Here is a 17931-nt window from a genome sequence, read left to right as displayed (position 1 = left end):
TTCACAAAATAAAGAAGGAAGCTAGATTTTACTAACTTCCTTTTCTTATATCTATTTGAGATAGGATTATATTTCCACACTTTCTGTTCCTTTTGCAACATAACTCATATCTCCAACCGACTCGACGACATATTCCCCGTCTTTATATAAAATTTTCGTTACACTTGCATTCTCCACTCCAAGCTTTGTTTTACTACGATCTATCATTTCTATTAATGCAGTTATCAAAAGCCCATGAACGACAACTAAAACGTTGCCGCCTCCATTTGTAGCAGCTTCTTCACTAATTTTATCAATCTCTGCTTTTATACGAGTAGAAAATAATTCCCAATCTTCCGCCTGTTTCGTAGGATCTGCTGCTCTAATAAGATCAATAACTTCTTGAATAGAAAACTTCATAAGTTCTTCTGGTGATGCAACGCCTGCAGCTTTTCCAACCACATCCCACATATTTTCAAGTTTTTCACCTTCAAAAATACCGAAATTTAATTCTCGCAAATCTTTTCTTTTCTCAAGTTTCAATTTTGATTGCTCACTATATTTTAATACTAAATTAGCAGTTTCAATCGCGCGGCCGCTATCACTACTGTACGCATTCGTAAAATGAATATCTTTTAATCCCGTTCCTAAATTTGTGGCTACTTCCACACCTTTTTCTACTAATGGAGAGTCTGCCCAACCTTGCGCGCGATGGTTCGTATTTAATATTGTTTTACCGTGTCTTGTAACATATAACGTAACTACATTCTCATTGCTATCTGTTTCTCGATTCTTCATTCTATTCTCTCCCTTTACATTTCTATATCAATTTTACCACTTCAATTATTCATTGAGCAAAATATACGTCAGTAGATTTGCTTAATAAAAAAAGCTATCTTTCTGTATATCCCTACAAAAAGATAGCATCTTTTATGATTACATTTCTTAACCGATACTCCTACTCAGCAAAAGCACTCGAATATTGTACAATTCCTTCTACACCTTCAAGAGCATTTTCTGTTAATTCCATTACCATAAACACTTCTTCAGGCACTTCAAATGGTGCTTTTATATTCCACTCACTTGCTTTTTTAAATCCGAATTTCGGATAGTACTCTGGATGCCCTAATACTACAACTGACCCGTATCCTAATTCTTTCGCTTTTTCTAAAGCAGCCGTGATAAGCTTTCCACCAATTCCTTTCTTCTGATGGCTTGGTGCTACTGATACTGGCGCAAGCGCTAATGAATCTACAGAAGCCCCATCTTGTTCTATTGTAATTTTCGATAACATAATGTGACCAACGATTTCCTCATCTACCGCAACAATTGATAACTCTGGAATAAATGCGTCACATTCTCTAATACGTTTTACAAGTTCATGTTCCTTTTTATCGCTAAATTCTTCATTTAAAAATGCTTGTTGTACAACTTCTTCTGTTTTTCTATAATCGTTTTTTTGTTCTTGTCTAATTGTTACCATTTTAACTTATCCTCTATTCTTTCTTATTTCTTTTTCAATTTTACGAAGCGCTTTTTTCGATCCGCGCTCTATATCACGTTGCATTTTTCTTTCTTTATAATCCACAAATAGTGTATTTAAATCATATCCTTCTGGGTATAATTCTTTCGCCGCTACCTCTAAAGTAATACGTTTTACATTCACTTCAATAAATTCACCGTTATAATATACAACGACATTATAGAAATTATCTTTTTCCTTATATACAATTCCGAAATCATCATGATCCAATAAATTCACACGGTCGCCGATTTTATATTCATAGTCATTTTCTCTTTTTTCTTGCACGAATTTCGGTTTTCTAATTTTGCTTTCATTCACTTTTTCTATAGCGTATTCTTTATTTCCCATATACGCTTTCGCTCTTTGCAGTACATGTTCTTTTACATTCATTTTATTTGCAATCCAAAGTGCATTACTTTCACCTGATTTTCCGATAACTAATTTATAAAGTGGCTCTAGTGTTTCACTATTAAATTGCATTGCTGCGTTCATAAAATCACCGTGCATTTCTGAAAATCGTTTAATTTCACCGTAATGTGTACTCGCAATTGTAATACATCCCGATAGATAAAACTCTTCTAAAATAGATATCGCAAGCGCCGCACCTTCATTCGGTTCTGTACCGCTTCCTATTTCGTCAAATAGTAGTAACGTATTATTATTTGACATCCTCATAATTTCAGAAAGATTTTTCATATGAGATGAAAATGTGCTTAGTGCATTTTCGATACTTTGATTATCACCAATGTCTACAAATACATTTTCGAAAATAGCAATTTCCGTTTCTTTATCTCCAGCGATATGAAGGCCTGACATTGTCGCTAATGTTAACAATCCGATTGTTTTTAGCACAATTGTTTTCCCGCCCGCATTTGGTCCTGTAATAATTAAACTTCGGTAGTTTTGACCGATTTCAAAGTTTAACGGTACTACTTTCCCACTTAAAAGCGGATGCTTACAATTCACTAAATGAATGTAGCCATGATCATTTAATTTCGGCTCTATTCCATCGATTGATTTACTAAACTTCGCTTTCGCAAATACCATATCATATTGGCTAATCAACTCCATATTAATTTTTATATGATAAATGTTTTCTAATACCATTCCTGATAAAGTCGCTAAAATTTGATATTCTTCCATCGCTTCTTCTGCTTTCCAACTTGCTAGTTCCGCATTTAACTTTGTAACCGTATTCGGTTCTATAAATACAGTAGAACCTTTTGCAGAAGCTTCAACAATGCTTCCAGCAACTTGATTTTTATAGGAAGATTTAATCGGAATCGTATAGCGATCATCCTTTTTACTAATAAAGAATTCCTGAATATACTTCTTATTTGCACTACTATTTAAAAACTTCGTTAAACGTTCTTTTATTTTTCCATCTACAGAATCAATGTTATTTCGAATTCGTTTTAACTCTTTACTAGCCGCTGCATCAATGCTATTTCCTTTAATCGAAAAGTTGATTTCTTCTTCGATACTTTTAAATTCAGACATTGAATTTGCATACGAAGATAATACTGGCGCAAAGAATTCTTTATCTAACATAAATTTTTTAATCTTTCTACATCCACGTAAAAAGTCTGAAACACTCACTAACTCTTCTGGATCTAAAATCATCCCTTTTTCTAATTTTTGAATTGTACTCGCGATATTAGAAATTCCGAAAAAAGGCACATGCCCTTCCGCATCTAATATAGCTCGTGCTTCTGTCGTTTCATTTAAACGATTTCTCACTACTTTTATACTCGTACTAGGCTCTAATTTATTTATTAATTCTTTTCCTAATCCACTTACACAATATGATTTCACTATTTCCATTAATTCGTTATATTGTAACTTTTCAAAAGTCATCGTATTCATTTTGTTTCTCCTCACTATGATTGGTTTTCATCATTAATGAAGATACCTACTCATTAGATTCCAATGAGTTCTACATTATTCAATTACCATTTTTATACATCATAAATATATACAAAAAAGCTGCGGGGATACCGCAGCTTTTACATTTACAAGGCATGTGTAATAACATATGAGTAAATAAGCCATAAAAACAGATGGCAATCCCCTTATTACACGCTTTATAAAGTATTGTAGGTATCTTCATAGGTATCGAAATAAATCCATGACAAATTTAGGGGTATGATGTACATAAAAATCCCCTGTTCTTATCCGATTTATTTCATTAAATTTTTCCTATTTAGTACCTACCGCACTCACAAAAAGCACCTCTCATTAATTTATATTTTATGTTCATTGAAATCTAATTTATTGAAATCATCATACTATATGTTGTATAAGAAGTAAAGGTGTCATACTTTAATAACTATGCAGAATGTAAAAAAGAAGAGGAAAACTTATATTTCAGTCTGCCCCTTCTTTTTCATCACAAATTTACTGCTGAATATATATTGAAACTGAGCCTCCACTTACATGGAATTGCCCCCATCCATCCTTATTGATTGTTACAGTATTTGTTTGATTACCCGTAATATCGTACCATACTTCCCCAGCGTTATTCTTTCCAACATCCATCCACTTTGATCCTCCTGGTCCGTCTGAGAGTAATGTCGCTAAACCAGAATTAGCATGTACACCATCACCTTCTCTTGTCCAGCCAATCACATCTGGATGGTCTAAATAATCACGCTGCGTACCATATGCAAAGTTTTTTCGTGCCGTCAAAATTGGATCAATTTTATCTTTTAACGCTGGAATTTCATAACTACTATTTCCGCTTGTCCCATAGTAATCACCATAGAAAACTGAAGGATAGCCCTCTGCACGAGTTAAAATAAATGCATATGCCAGCGGCTTAAACCACGGACTTACTACAGATTCCAATGACTGCCCAGGTTGAGAATCATGATTCTCAACGAGAGTAACTGCGAGTGCAGGATGATTTTTCATTACTGTTCCATTTAAAATATTTCTCATATCATAATTCCCATTTCCTGTTGAAGCATAATGAAAATTGTAATGAAGCGGTGCATCAAATACAGATTGATTATAATTGACTTTCGCCAAATAATTGTTTAAAGTCTGGATATCATTTTGCCAATATTCAGCCACCGTAAACATTTCTTTCCCCGTTTGCTGTCTGACATGATTTACCCAATCGCGTAAATATTCATGATTAATATGTTTAACAGCATCTAAACGAAAGCCATCTAAATTTAATTCATTCGCATACCATGTTCCCCAATTTTTCATCTCATTCGCAACATCTGGATGGTCAAAATCAAGATCTGCATACATCAAATAATCATAATTTCCATTTTCGCTAGACACTTCCCAGTCCCACGTTTTACCTATACCCCTAAATTTATAAATTCGATTTAATTTCCTTCCTTCATCCCAATCCGTTCCGTCAAAATGATACCATTTCCATTTGAAATTAGAATAAGCATCTCCGCGCCCTGGAAAATTAAAACCCGTCCATGCACTAATTTCATAATCACCTGATACTTCAATATTTCGATTGTTACGGTCTACCTCAACAGCTGTTACGGTTTCAGTATAATCAGCCCCACCTTTATGATTCATAACTACATCACCGTATACGTCGATGTTTTGCTTATGTAAAGCGTCAATTGCAGATTTCAACTGTGCTTTTGTCCCATATTTCGTCCGCACCGTTCCTTTTTGATTGAACTCCCCCAAATCATATAAATCATAGGCCCCATACCCTACATCATTTTGCGAAGTCCCTTTATATGCTGGTGGTATCCATACAGATGTGATTCCTTTATGAGCTAAACTTTCAGCATCAGAACGCAAACGATTCCAATGATTCCCATCATTCGGAGCGTACCACTCAAAATACTGCATTAATGTTCCATTATTTATCGTTGCTGCTTCTGCCTTATTCCCCCCATATATATTAGGAAAAAGCAAAATAAACAATAAACAGACTACCGTAATCCTTTTCAACATATTTACACCATCCCCTTCAAGAAAACGTTTGCATAATTCGTTAAAATTATTATAATATTCGTTCTACAGTTAGTAAAGTAACAATCTTTTAATCTCTCGCATTATTTTTCAAAATATGAATTCAACTATTCCACAAGTACCCCCACATAGTTTAAAATTCACATCGTATTCAAAATTGTATACAATTTATCTATAAAAGTATGATGGAGGGATTTCTATGACAGACTTTCAAAAACAATTTTTCGCACGTTTACATATAGAAGAAAAAGAAACCGTATCATTTGAAGATTTATCTCAAATTATGTATAGAATGGCGCAAACTGTTCCATTTGAAAACTTAAATGTTCTCGAAAATAACTTTAAAGAAATATCAAAAGAGAATTTAAAAGAAAAAATTTTAGTAAACAACCGTGGCGGTCTTTGTTATGAACTAAATCCTACTATGTATTACTTTCTTAAAGACTTTGGATTGGATGTTTATTTAGTTTCAGGGACAGTTTATAATGCTGCAAACTCTATATGGGCTGTCGATTCCGGACATATCGCAACTGTTTTAAAACTTCATCATGCACTTTATTTAATTGAAGTGGGATTCGGATCATACTTACCTCTTGCACCTGTTCCTTTCTCAGGTGAAGTCGTTCACTCAGTAACAGGAGATTATCGTATTCGCAAAGAAACAACTGAAAAAGGAAATTACATTTTAGAAATGCGTAAAAACAATGAGTTTCTGGATCAATCTTCTGCTGATGATTGGACGTTAGGCTATGCATTTTATATAGAAGAAGTGGATGAAACGAAAGCGAAAGCGAATGCAGCACAAAAAATCATCGTTGAACATGAGGACTCACCATTTAACAAAGTACCTCTTATTGTAAAACTTACACATGACGGACACGCTTCTTTAACAAAAGATAGTCTTACAATAACAAAAGACGGTAAAAAATCTAAAGAAGAAGTTACAGACGAGCAATATACAAATCTTTTACATTCAAAGTTCGGAATTACACTATAACTGTTTAATCCTTGCTATTTACAGCAAGGATTTTTATTTTCCAGCAGGGATTTTTTGCAATTTGTTGTATTTCATAGTTATATAGGAATATAACCACATGTTTAGAAAGGAAATGATTATGACAGAACTTAAAGATCGACTACAAGTCGCTGATAAAGAAAAATGGGATTTAACGGACATTTACCATACAATTGAAGACTGGGAAAACGATTTTAATAAAATTGAAGTATTAACGAATGAATTGAACGAGTTTAATGGAAATATTCATGATGGGAAGAGTCTGCTAGCTTACTTAACAAAGAGTGAAGAGATATCTAGCATATTATCAATAATGTTCGCTTATGCAAGACTACATTCTGACCTTGATACACGTGATACTTCAAACCAAGCTCTTGTCGATAAAGTATCGCAGTTACATGTGAAAGTAAGTGCGGCTAAATCTTTCTTTTCACCATTCTTGCTTAGTGTAGATGAAAACACATTACATTCTTACATAGAAGAAACAGAAGGCTTACACTATTATAAAGAAGACTTATTTGAGTTATACCGTTATAAAAAACACGTTTTGAATAAAGACCAGGAAGAGATTTTATCTCAAATGGGTGAAGCACTCTCCTCCCCGCAGCATACATTTGGCATGTTAAATAATGCAGATATGATTTTTGGTGAAGTGACTACTGATGATGGAGAGAAAGTAAACTTAACACGCGGAATGTATGCAAAGTTAATAGAAGATGAGAATCGTGAGAAACGTAAAGAAGCTTATAAAGCTTATTACAAACCGTATGTTCAGTTGAAAAACTCCATTGCTTCTACTTTATCTGCAGCTATTAAAAATAATGTTACTGTTTCAAAGCTACGAAAATATCCATCAGCTTTAGAAAAATCATTATTTGGCGATATGGTTCCGAAAGAAGTATATGAAAATTTAATCGATACGACGAAAAAAAACATTCAATCATTACATACATATAATGAGCTTAGAAAAGAAAAATTAAATGTAGATGAACTACGACAATACGACTTGAGTGTTGATTTAGTAAAAGGTGTAAAACAAGACATTCCATACGACGAAGCATTTGATATAATGATCGCGTCACTAGCTCCTTTAGGTGAAGAATATATCGAAACATTAAAAAGCTTTAAAGATAAACGCTATATAGACGTGAGAGAAACACCTGGAAAACGTTCTGGCGCTTATAACTTTGGTGTATACGGTGTTCATCCTTTCATTCTTTTAAATCATCATGATGATTTAAATAGCCTTTTCACTCTTACTCATGAATGCGGTCACGGTATGCATACGCATTACTCACACGGATACCAACCAAGAATTTCTGCACACTATACTATCTTTGTTGCAGAAGTCGCTTCTACGGTAAATGAAGTGTTATTAATTCACTATTTATTAAAAGAAGCAAAAGAAACGAACGTGCGTAATCATTTAATTAACCACTTTATCGAGAGCTTTAAAGGTACTTTCTTTACACAAATCATGTTTGCTGAGTTTGAAAAAATCACACATGAAATGGCTCAGCAAGGTAAACCATTAAACGCCCAAGTCTTTAGCGAAATTTATGAAAAGCTATTTAGAGAATATAACGGTGATTCACTTGTATTTGATGAAGAAGTAAAATATGGATGGTCTAGAATACCGCATTTCTATCGTCCATTTTACGTGTACAAATACGCAACTGGCTTCGCTTCTGCAATCCAAATTGCTGATAAACTTTTAAGCGGTGATCCAAATGTTCAGAAAAACTATATCGAATTCCTTAAAGGTGGCAGCTCTGATTATCCATTAAACCTACTGAAAAAGGCTGGTGTTGATTTAACTACACCAGAACCGATTGAAAGTGCATTAAATCGATTCACCCAACTCGTTGAAGAGTTTTCAGCATTATAAAAAGCATGCAGAGTGTATACTCTGCATGCTTTTTTCATTTCGGTTACTTTATGCTAAATGTTGCTGCGTCACACAATGAATCATACCACCATACGCATACAGTGCATTTACATGAATACCAACGATTCTTCTGCCTGGAAACTGCCCTTCAATGATTTGCAGTCCTAACTTATCATGTTCATCACCGTATATAGGAACCAATACAACTTCATTGCCAATATAGAAATTCAAATACGAACCTTTACAGTCTGCCTCTTTTACCACTTTTCTTGTTACCGGTACTGGGATGAGTTGAAATGGACTTCCATCTATATTTCTCGCTTGTCGCAATTCTTGATAATGCTTTTCTTGCGCATCCAAAAGGTACGCCTCTCCTTCCCCGAAAGGATCATATTCATAAAGAATCGTATTTTCATTTACAAAACGTGCTGCCCCATCAATATGATAATCCGTATCTTCATCATAATTATCTTCACCGCGAATACCAGTTATCCATATAAAATTCGTTACCCCTAAATACTTCGTTAACTCCATTTCAATCTCTTCCTGACTTAGTGTAGGATTTCGATTTTCATTTATAATAGAAGTTTTTGCCGCCATTAAGGTCCCGTTTCCGTTTATCTCTATTCCTCCACCTTCTAGACAAACACTTGCTTCAACTTTTGGAATGCTATACATTTCACTTATTTTCTCTGGAATATCAGCGTCTTTTTCATACGGGTATTTATTTCCCCAACCATTGAAAATCCAATGTGTTAATGAAAAATTCCCTTCCTTATTTTTCACAAAAATAGGCCCATTATCTCTTATCCAAATATCATCAGTTTCTTGAATTAAGAAATCAATTTTATCCATATTCACTTTCGCTTCCATTAACTTCGATTGGACATGTACTTTTTCTTCCTCATCAAATACAACTATATGCACATTTTCTCCGTAATGAAGCTCCTTAGCCATCGCTACCCAAATACCATCTAACTTAGCTCTATAACCTTCACCTCTATGAGTTCTATCATGAGGCCATTGAAGCCATGTCCCCTCATGATTTTCCCACTCAGCAGGCATATGAAACAAACTATTCTGTATATTCATCATACATGTTCACCCCTTCTTTGAATGTAAGTTCAGTTTAAACTTTGACATCGTGTTAAGGTCAACAGAAATATCTTTATTTTACTTGCGGAAACTTTATAAGATCACTCGCTATTTCTCCTTATGATAAACTACTTCCCCTTGTAAAACAGTCATTAAAACTTTCGCATTTGGAATCTTATCGACACTCATTTTAGTAATATCCTCATTTAGTACTACGATATCCGCTGATTTCCCTACTTCAATCGAGCCAGTAATATTATCAAGACCTAATGCTTTAGCTGGCTTAATTGTATAAGCATCGATAGCTGCATGTACATCAGACAAGCCTTTCTCATCAATACTTAATGCATTCGAAATTGTCACAAGTGGATTCAGTTCGTTTACATCCCAATCACTACTAAGTGATACATTCGCGCCCGTTCCCCAAATTTTCCCTAACGGCATAATTCGTTTCATCTGTTGATCTGAAAAATACGTACTTGCCCAGCTTTGTTTAGGATCTTCTGCAAAATCATGACCTACTTGAAAATCAGCGCTAATACCTAACTCAGCAAAACGTTTTATATCACTATCTTCTACCATTTCCACATGCGTAAGCGTATAAGGCTGATTCGCCCCTTCTTTTTTCGCTGCTTCAATTGCATTTAAACTCTCTCTTACCCCGCCGTCTCCAATCGCGTGAATCAATGCACCATAACCAATTTTATTAAGTTCAGTCAACCACCACTTCATCTTTTCTTCTGGAATATAGTTCAAACCATATGGAGTCCCTTTAAACCACTCAAATTTATATTTTTCTAGTATTTTAGCTGTGCTGTTAATACTAATTCCATCACTATACATTTTCACTTGATTAATAAGCATTCGAGATGATACATCATCACGCTTAATTTTTTTGAAATACTCCATTTGTTCTGCTTCATTTAAATTCGGATACACCCACGGACGAATTACTACTCGCGACGTTAGCTTTTTCTCATCATTTACTTTATTCCAAACATCTAACCAGCCTCGTTTCCAATAGAGACGTCCATCACCGACTGTAGTAATACCATTCTTCGCAACTTCATCTAAGCCGTCCAGCAAACCGTCATAGTTTTTTTCAAAAAGATTTGATTGAGAATTCCATGCTTTCTCCATCACGATATCCCCAGCTGTATCATAAAGAATACCAAACGGTTCTCCTGTTTCTGGATCCCGAATAATTCTTCCGCCTTGCGGATCTTTCGTATCTTGATTTATACCAGAAAGCTCCAATGCTTTCGAGTTAACCCATACAGAATGAGAGGTTCTTTCCATAATTAATACTGGGTTATTAGGAAATAACTCATCAAGAACTTGTAATGGAGTTTGTTGTTCTGACTTTTCGTCCATATCTTTTAACAGCTCTTCCAAACTAAATCCCGTTCCACTTATCCATTCCCCATCTTTCACATCTTTTTTACAAGCCTTTAAATATGAGCGTTGTTCTTGCAGCCCAGCATCTGGTGAGACATTACAATTCCCCGCTGCTGGTGATTTCGCTTCAAAAATATGATTATGATTGTCCACAAAACCAGGAAGGATTTGACGTCCTTGTAAATCTATCACTTTCGTATCTTTATTAATCAACTCTTCTACATCCTTATTTGAACCGACAAAAGTGATTTTCCCATCTTTAAGCTCTACAGCTTCTGCCATTTCTTGCTTTTCATTAGAAGTATAGATTGTACCATTTTTAAACACTACATTTTTAGGCAACTGACTAGGTAGAGCAGAGCTACCATTCTCACCTTCTCCTACTTCAGGCGTACATGCTGAAATCCATACCATACTAAGAACCAGACAAATAAGTAAGATTTTTCTTTTCATATTCTTTCTCCTTTTTATTATGATAAATCGCTCTCGTATATAGAATAAGGATTGACATAATGTTAATGTCAATCCTTATCCTCATCCTATTTTCGTAACTAAAAAACAAATTTGTGTCACATACTCCTCTACTAAACAATCACATTCAGGTCCCTTTATATAAACTTCATATGGGTGACTATCTATTATATAGCCATTACTTTCCACCCACTCTTCTAATGCCATATAAGCATAACCTATATAGTCATAGCTGCCATAATGCATAGTAGTAACAATTTGATGCTGATTTAGCTTTTTTATTTCGCACTCTTGTAATACACCTTTATTGTCATCATCCATAATCGGAATTCTTAATTCAATATCACTGTGATTTGGAATATACTCTTTATCATAAAAAACTACGGATGGAGAACCGACTATTTGAAAGCTATTTTTTTGTACATTTTCATATAAGTCATAAAAATAATCATCCATATCATCTATATCTATTTGTAATCTTTGAGCAATTACCGTTATTTCATTTCTCATTCCAATTAATATATCGTAACTTCTATGACGAGCAATATTAAGACCATTGTTCATACTTACCATTTCATTCATTTCAGAAATAACCTGTAAATTTTGTTTCACCTCATGAGACAACTCTATAATTTGCGCTTGCATATGTTTAATAAATGAATTTTGATCTGCTGACTGGAGAATGACTTTAATTTTCGGTAAAGGAAACTTGTACTCTCTCAGCTTTTTAATTTTCAATGCTATTTCTAACTGCCCTTGCTCATAATATCTATATCCATTTACCGGATTCACATATGCTGGTTTTAATATCTCCTCTTTATCATAATGCCTTAGCATTCGTGTACTCATTTTACAAATCCGTGAAAATTCAGTAATTGTATACATATAAATACCCCTTGAATATATTTTCTTATATAAACTTATTTATTAAAACCAATCAAATATTTTTCTGATTGAAGAACCTTCATTCTGATCGTTCAGCTTTTTCATTTTTGAAGGTAACAAATGACTAGGACAATACCACGTTAAACAATTCATCGCGCCTCCCATTGTCGATATTTCTCCTACATGAATTTGAATAGCTTGTTTCTTAGTATGTTGTTGAATATATCGTAAAACTTCCCCATCTTTAGCTAATCCAAACTTAGGAATGTAAATCGTATCACATGTTTCTAACATATTTATATATAACCCTTTTGCCGATGCTATTTCTTGATCATATTGTCCTTTCTCTGTATATGAAGAAGGAACAACTATAAATTCAGCTTCTGGCATTTGCTCTTGAATAATTTCTTGAACATTATATCTAAATTCATGATCTCCTAAAAAATCACTAATAAACATTGTATGTTCATCAATAAATTTAACCATTCCATCTGCGTGTGCAAGTACATCTCCTTCTTCAGCAGGAATAATAATAACCCGACTCACATCTAAATCCCATTCCAGTTGCTCTATAATTTCTTCTTCCGTCCAATCATAATTATCATCAAATATGCGTTCCGTTAATATAACGGTATCTTTTTTATTCCAAATAAGATTTCCACCGTCTAATATCAATGGAGATGTCACATATTCAAAGTCGTTCTTTTTCAACCATTTATTAAATTGTTGATCTAAATATCGTCCTTGATCTTTCGGTAAGTAATTTGGTTGATATTTAAATTTAACTAGATGATTTGTTACAACTGGTGCAACATCTCTTAGCCAAATATCATCATACTCAAAAAAGCTTGTATGAAAGTCTTGCTCTTCAACAGATAAAGATATAAGTTGATCGGTAAATGCTTTATTTTCATTTAAGTATTCATTAAAATAAATAATGTCTTCATAAAATGGTTGATAATATTCATTCGATTCGTCTGGTATTGCAGTAAAAATAATTCCATTATGTTGTTGTTCCATATTATTTACCTCACTTTTTAATAATGATTGAATAACTGTTTTCAATAAGCCAACTATTCCCCAATTCATTTCTCTTTTCATTACAATTTTTGAAACGTGCACATTTCATGAACGGATTATAGCACGGAGAAATATTATATATTTATATAAAAAATATAAAGCCGTCGCTAAGCCGTAAACTGACTCTTGACAAGATTTTAAAATTTCAATCGTCGTACACAATGAAGGATTAGATGATTTTTTTATCAAGATTCAAATCCATGACTTCTAATAGGGCGTTTTGATTATATAAATTTACTAAATGCGTTTCTACCCCTATACAAATTGCTTCAAGCGGAAGATCGTTTGGATCCTGACCAAATGGATCCTCAATTTCAACCCCTATTGCTTCAATTCCTATAAATGCAAAACTTATAAACGTAGTTGCAAGTACCGTAAACCATCCAAGGCTATCAACAAGACCAATCGATAAAGTCCCGCAAAATATGAGCAGTAAAATTTTAATATGAGCAAAATATGCAAAAGGAATAGGCGTTGTTTTGATCCGATCACATCCACCCACAGCCGTAAGCAGGGTATTCAAATCAGCTTCCATATTAATTATTGCATTTGGATGAATTTGACCCGTTTTCAAACCTTTTGATAGTATAGTTTTTAACATAAAAACTATACTAATCGGTAAATGAATAGACTCCGTCAACATTTCTCTTTCCTTCTCAGAACAAATATCAAACAATGCTTTTATTTCAGATAAATCTTTTTCATCTCTCAAATGTCCTTTCGCTATCTTTGGAAAAGCAATTAATAGATGTAAAAATTTTAGTTTTTCCTGATCCGTCTTTTTCCCTTCGGGCTCCCAATAACATAAAAAACTAACTGCTAAATTTCTAGTACAAGCACCAATCGTACCAAATAACTTTCTACCTTCCCAATACCTATCATAAGCAGTGTTAGTACGAAAAACTAACAGTAGACCTAAAGCCCCTCCAACAATTACCCAAGGAGTTTGATTCATTTTTATTGCTACATAATAATAATTAATCACAGTTACTACCGTTGAAACGCATATATATAATAAAATTTGCGGAAAAATACCTCTTACAACTGTTCCCTTTAATGTAAATATTTGATGTAAACTATTTTGATTATTGTAATGAACCATATTTACCAAAACCTCTTTCTTGACTACTATTGTACACTTTCTTTCATCTTAAAAATTATGAAAGGATACAATTAAATAGTAGAATCATAAACCCTATTATTATGAAACTGGTTAAGATTATTTCTTTCAATACCGTTACTCCTTTTTACCAAAAGATAAAACATCTTTTTTGATTTAAACAACAAATATTCACTCTTCTAAATCACGACGCATTATTCTAGAATTTGCAATGAATAAAGCACTAATTAATACAAGAATCGCGCAAGCATATAACAATGAATCCATTGGACTATCATGGTCTATAATAATTAGACGAACAATAGCCGTAATACCTATATATATAAAATAACGTAATGGAAAATGAAAGTTCATTTGAAAATACTTTATAATCATTACGATGAATTCAAAATATAAAAAGAATACGACGATACTATCAATCAAATGATAACTAGATTCCTCACTATTGAATTTAAGTTCTTGTATAAATTGAATAACTTCTTTCATCAGAAACACACTTAAAACAATTCCCAAACAGATCAAAGCAACATTTAAAATGTACTGTAGAACGATAGGGAACAACGAAAAAACTCTTTTTATATTCTTTAACACAAACATTTTTCTCCTTTTCCATATAAAACAATACTGACAATATATTTATATTTAATTATCATTACATAATAATTATACATTTAACTCTTATTACAGATGTTAAAACAAGACAAAATAGCGAAACTATAATCGATTACTTCAATTGAATGGGTTGTTGCTGTGTAACACAATGAATCATTCCGCCATTTTTATAAAGTTCTCTCACGTCAATTCCCACTACTTTGCGATCTGGGTATAACTTCTGAATCGTATCGTTTGCAATTTTATCATTTGGATCATTATAATTAGGAACCAATACCACTTTATTCCCAATATAATAATTGATATACGATCCCTTATAATCGAGAGTTTTTCCACCTTCTAAAGTAACTTTATCTTTACTAAGCGGTAAGTATTCATACTTATATTTCTTTCCTGAAGCATTTTTTGCATCTAACAATTTATCCATATCTTTGTTTGACAAGCCCCATTCCGCCAAGTCATCTTCTTTCATCGTTACAATGGTAGATTTATCATGGAATTTAGCAAATCCATCAATATGAAAATCCGTAATATCTAAATTAGGCACTCCGTCTAACCAAATAAAGTTTGTCACCCCAAGGTCACTTATATATTTTTCAATTTCCTTTTCTGTTAAATCAGGATTTCTATTTTTATTCGTTACTGCACTTCGAGTTAATAAAGCAGTCCCATTGCTGTCTAATTCAATTGCGCCACCTTCAAGGACGAATTTCCCCCAATCAATTCTTTCAATCCCTAATTGTTTACTAACATTCTCACGTACACGGGCATCATTTTTATAAGGAGTTTTCTTCCCCCAACCATTAAATGCTGGATCTAATATTTTTAGATTTTTATTATTGTCATAAACAAAAATTGGTCCACTATCTCTTGCCCATACATCATCAGTAGGAGCGATAAAGAAATCAATTTTCTCCATATTTAGCCCTTTATCTATTAAAAGCTTATTGATTCGCTCTTTCTCCTCCTCATCGTATGCAACAATGTGGACTTTTTCACCCTCAGTTAAAGCACTTGCCATCTTAATCCAAATAGGTTCAACTTCCTGCTTATACTCTTGACCATATGTGTATTCATGTGGCCATTGTAGCCATGTACCTTCATGTTTATCTTTTTCATCCGGCATCGTATATTTTCCAACTTTTTTCTGTGCCTCTACCTTTTCACTCTCTTTCCCTTTTGCATTTTCATTACCTCCTTCAAAAGAACACCCACTAATAATCATTGTAGATAATGTAGCTATTAAACAAAACTTTACTATTTTTTTCATTTTTCAACCTCCTGTTCATGTCTCCAATAATGTAAGGCTTAACATAGTGTGAAGCTCAAGCTTTTTCATCAATGTAAAAATTACCAATTATTCTTCCGCATGATAATCACATAATTTCAATACAAATAGATGACATTCACAAAGTAAATTTCCTATATTTAACACTACTATCATTTAACTTCCTTCATAAATTTATTCTATTATTAATCCCCTCTCATACCTGCTTGTTCACTAAATAAAAAAATCGGTATTGATAATTTTATATCAATACCGATTTTCAAATAATTATTTTCCTTCTATTAAATCTTTCGCCATCTTTCTAAACTCTTGATTAAATGCATCATTCATTCCATTTTGCACGTTGGAGAAAAGAATTACAAAAGTTCGTTTATCCCAATTAAAATTATTAAATGTGTTCCAACCAGCTAATACACCATGATTATGATAATAATCTGGGTAAATATAGAAACTAAATCCATACTTTCTAGCGGGTGATACAGTAAACATATCTGATAAACTTTGTTTAGAAAGCAGCTTCCCATCCATAATTGCCTCATCTAACCTTCTCATATCATCAACTGTAGTGTACATTTCACCACAACCATATAGCCAATTCATTCTTAAACGAGGCGTAACTACTAACTCATTATCTTTTTTCGTATATCCTTCTGCTAAAAACATATCTCCAGGAAAAGTTGCCCCCATCCCAGATTCATGCATTCCAACAGGAGTAAAAATATTTTCTTTCACATATTCAGCCAGCGTTTTATTCGATAACTTTTCTACAATATACGCAAGTACCATATAATTATAATCTGTATATTTCCATCCTGTTCCTGCAGGAAATTGCAACTTTTGCGCTCCAATCCATGTTACTAACTTTAAACGTGACGCCGCATCAACACTACCTTGTCCCTGATCTGGTAACCCGGACGTATGTGTTAACAAATTTCGTAACGTAATATTTTTATCTGCCGGAAACGATGGAATATACTTATTTACATTGTCTTCAATATTCAATTTCCCTTTTTCTCTTAGTTGCATGATAGATATTGCAACGACTGTTTTCGTAATAGAACCAATTCGATATTTCGTTCTTGGCGTTGTTAATACTTGATCTTTCACATTCGCATACCCGTAGCCTTTTCGTAAAACTACATTATTTTTATCTGTTACGAGAACCGTTCCGTTAAATCCTTTATCTTTTAAATATTGATCGAGTTTCGTTGCTGCAATATCATAACGTTTTTGCTGATTTGCATCAACTTTCGGTTTATCATTTCCAACCTTATCCTCAAAATTCGAAAATGCCTTCAAACTGTATTTCTTTTCTTTATTTGCATGTATGAGTGCAGCGACACTCCCACAAAAAATAGCAAAAACAAAGAAAACGATTAACCATTTCTTAAACATATAGGAACCCTCTTTTATCCAATTTCACTTTATACTATTCTATTCCATTCTATTCTTATGCTATATCTATTAATTTTCAAACATTTTATAATCTATCTATCATTCATCATATTACACTAGATTCCTTTTTCTTACACTCAAATTTTGACTACTCTCTATTGTATTTCTTTTTTGTAAAATTTCCACCTTACAATCGGATGCATCCAACTTGAATTTCAATTTC

At 33.3% G+C, this 17931-nt stretch carries 14 protein-coding genes; 2 read left to right on the top strand and 12 right to left on the bottom strand.

The window, feature by feature from the left end; genetic code table 11:
• Positions 1–66: 66 nt before the first annotated feature.
• From ACFVQC_RS07435 to amyS, 4 genes are all read right to left on the bottom strand, one after another.
• A complete protein-coding gene (locus ACFVQC_RS07435) occupies positions 67–777 on the bottom strand; it encodes a histidine phosphatase family protein (protein ID WP_002066534.1) in 711 nt (236 codons plus the stop codon).
• 160 nt (positions 778–937) lie between these two features.
• Entirely contained in the window at positions 938–1462 is a 525-nt protein-coding gene (locus ACFVQC_RS07430) for a GNAT family N-acetyltransferase (RefSeq protein ID WP_377897900.1), read from the bottom strand.
• A 6-nt stretch (positions 1463–1468) separates the two neighbouring features.
• Complete coding sequence (locus tag ACFVQC_RS07425; protein ID WP_377897898.1) at positions 1469–3370, bottom strand: endonuclease MutS2; 1902 nt, start codon at positions 3368–3370, stop codon at positions 1469–1471.
• A gap of 531 nt (positions 3371–3901) precedes the next feature.
• Positions 3902–5443 (bottom strand): alpha-amylase, encoded by a 1542-nt coding sequence (gene amyS, locus ACFVQC_RS07420; protein WP_377897896.1) that lies wholly within the window; start codon positions 5441–5443, stop codon positions 3902–3904.
• A gap of 217 nt (positions 5444–5660) precedes the next feature.
• Between amyS and ACFVQC_RS07415 the strand changes: the two genes are divergently transcribed.
• Positions 5661–6458 carry an arylamine N-acetyltransferase family protein gene (locus ACFVQC_RS07415; protein ID WP_377897895.1) on the top strand — a complete coding sequence of 266 codons (798 nt, stop codon included), beginning with the start codon at positions 5661–5663 and terminating at the stop codon, positions 6456–6458.
• A gap of 118 nt (positions 6459–6576) precedes the next feature.
• Complete coding sequence (pepF, locus tag ACFVQC_RS07410; protein ID WP_377898143.1) at positions 6577–8364, top strand: oligoendopeptidase F; 1788 nt, start codon at positions 6577–6579, stop codon at positions 8362–8364.
• Positions 8365–8412: 48 nt separating this feature from the next.
• On the opposite strand, the gene ACFVQC_RS07405 is transcribed toward pepF, so the two are convergent.
• The 8 genes from ACFVQC_RS07405 to ACFVQC_RS07370 all read right to left on the bottom strand — a co-directional run bounded on the left by ACFVQC_RS07405 (position 8413) and on the right by ACFVQC_RS07370 (position 17708).
• The gene (locus ACFVQC_RS07405) at positions 8413–9459 is read right to left on the bottom strand and encodes an agmatine deiminase family protein (protein WP_377897893.1); all 1047 of its coding nucleotides are present in this window, start codon (positions 9457–9459) and stop codon (positions 8413–8415) included.
• A 108-nt stretch (positions 9460–9567) separates the two neighbouring features.
• Positions 9568–11310 (bottom strand): amidohydrolase, encoded by a 1743-nt coding sequence (locus ACFVQC_RS07400; protein WP_377897891.1) that lies wholly within the window; start codon positions 11308–11310, stop codon positions 9568–9570.
• Between the two features lie 81 nt (positions 11311–11391).
• Positions 11392–12213 (bottom strand): MerR family transcriptional regulator, encoded by an 822-nt coding sequence (locus ACFVQC_RS07395; protein WP_377897889.1) that lies wholly within the window; start codon positions 12211–12213, stop codon positions 11392–11394.
• A 42-nt stretch (positions 12214–12255) separates the two neighbouring features.
• Positions 12256–13233, bottom strand: a complete 978-nt coding sequence (locus ACFVQC_RS07390; protein ID WP_219919478.1) for an agmatine deiminase family protein — start codon at positions 13231–13233, stop codon at positions 12256–12258.
• Between the two features lie 229 nt (positions 13234–13462).
• The gene (locus ACFVQC_RS07385; protein ID WP_377897887.1) at positions 13463–14395 is read right to left on the bottom strand and encodes a bestrophin family protein; all 933 of its coding nucleotides are present in this window, start codon (positions 14393–14395) and stop codon (positions 13463–13465) included.
• Between the two features lie 189 nt (positions 14396–14584).
• Complete coding sequence (gene psiE / locus ACFVQC_RS07380) at positions 14585–15004, bottom strand: phosphate-starvation-inducible protein PsiE (protein ID WP_377898141.1); 420 nt, start codon at positions 15002–15004, stop codon at positions 14585–14587.
• Positions 15005–15137: 133 nt separating this feature from the next.
• Positions 15138–16295 carry an agmatine deiminase family protein gene (locus tag ACFVQC_RS07375; protein ID WP_377897885.1) on the bottom strand — a complete coding sequence of 386 codons (1158 nt, stop codon included), beginning with the start codon at positions 16293–16295 and terminating at the stop codon, positions 15138–15140.
• 285 nt (positions 16296–16580) lie between these two features.
• The gene (locus ACFVQC_RS07370; RefSeq protein ID WP_377897883.1) at positions 16581–17708 is read right to left on the bottom strand and encodes a serine hydrolase domain-containing protein; all 1128 of its coding nucleotides are present in this window, start codon (positions 17706–17708) and stop codon (positions 16581–16583) included.
• Positions 17709–17931: the final 223 nt, after the last annotated feature.

Origin of the sequence: Bacillus sp. NPDC057893 (assembly GCF_042796455.1) — a bacterium.
Taxonomy (GTDB): Bacteria; Bacillota; Bacilli; order Bacillales; family Bacillaceae_G; genus Bacillus_A.
The sequence above is the reverse complement of the archived record's forward strand: the minus strand, read 5'-3'. Positions and strand labels throughout refer to the sequence as shown.

Coding starts and splice junctions, on each gene's coding strand:
- ACFVQC_RS07435 (WP_002066534.1), bottom strand. CDS start 777: ATGAAGAATCGAGAAACAGATAGCAATGAGAATGTAGTTACGTTATAT.
- ACFVQC_RS07430 (WP_377897900.1), bottom strand. CDS start 1,462: ATGGTAACAATTAGACAAGAACAAAAAAACGATTATAGAAAAACAGAA.
- ACFVQC_RS07425 (WP_377897898.1), bottom strand. CDS start 3,370: ATGAATACGATGACTTTTGAAAAGTTACAATATAACGAATTAATGGAA.
- amyS (WP_377897896.1), bottom strand. CDS start 5,443: ATGTTGAAAAGGATTACGGTAGTCTGTTTATTGTTTATTTTGCTTTTT.
- ACFVQC_RS07415 (WP_377897895.1), top strand. CDS start 5,661: ATGACAGACTTTCAAAAACAATTTTTCGCACGTTTACATATAGAAGAA.
- pepF (WP_377898143.1), top strand. CDS start 6,577: ATGACAGAACTTAAAGATCGACTACAAGTCGCTGATAAAGAAAAATGG.
- ACFVQC_RS07405 (WP_377897893.1), bottom strand. CDS start 9,459: ATGATGAATATACAGAATAGTTTGTTTCATATGCCTGCTGAGTGGGAA.
- ACFVQC_RS07400 (WP_377897891.1), bottom strand. CDS start 11,310: ATGAAAAGAAAAATCTTACTTATTTGTCTGGTTCTTAGTATGGTATGG.
- ACFVQC_RS07395 (WP_377897889.1), bottom strand. CDS start 12,213: ATGTATACAATTACTGAATTTTCACGGATTTGTAAAATGAGTACACGA.
- ACFVQC_RS07390 (WP_219919478.1), bottom strand. CDS start 13,233: ATGGAACAACAACATAATGGAATTATTTTTACTGCAATACCAGACGAA.
- ACFVQC_RS07385 (WP_377897887.1), bottom strand. CDS start 14,395: ATGGTTCATTACAATAATCAAAATAGTTTACATCAAATATTTACATTA.
- ACFVQC_RS07375 (WP_377897885.1), bottom strand. CDS start 16,295: ATGAAAAAAATAGTAAAGTTTTGTTTAATAGCTACATTATCTACAATG.
- ACFVQC_RS07370 (WP_377897883.1), bottom strand. CDS start 17,708: ATGTTTAAGAAATGGTTAATCGTTTTCTTTGTTTTTGCTATTTTTTGT.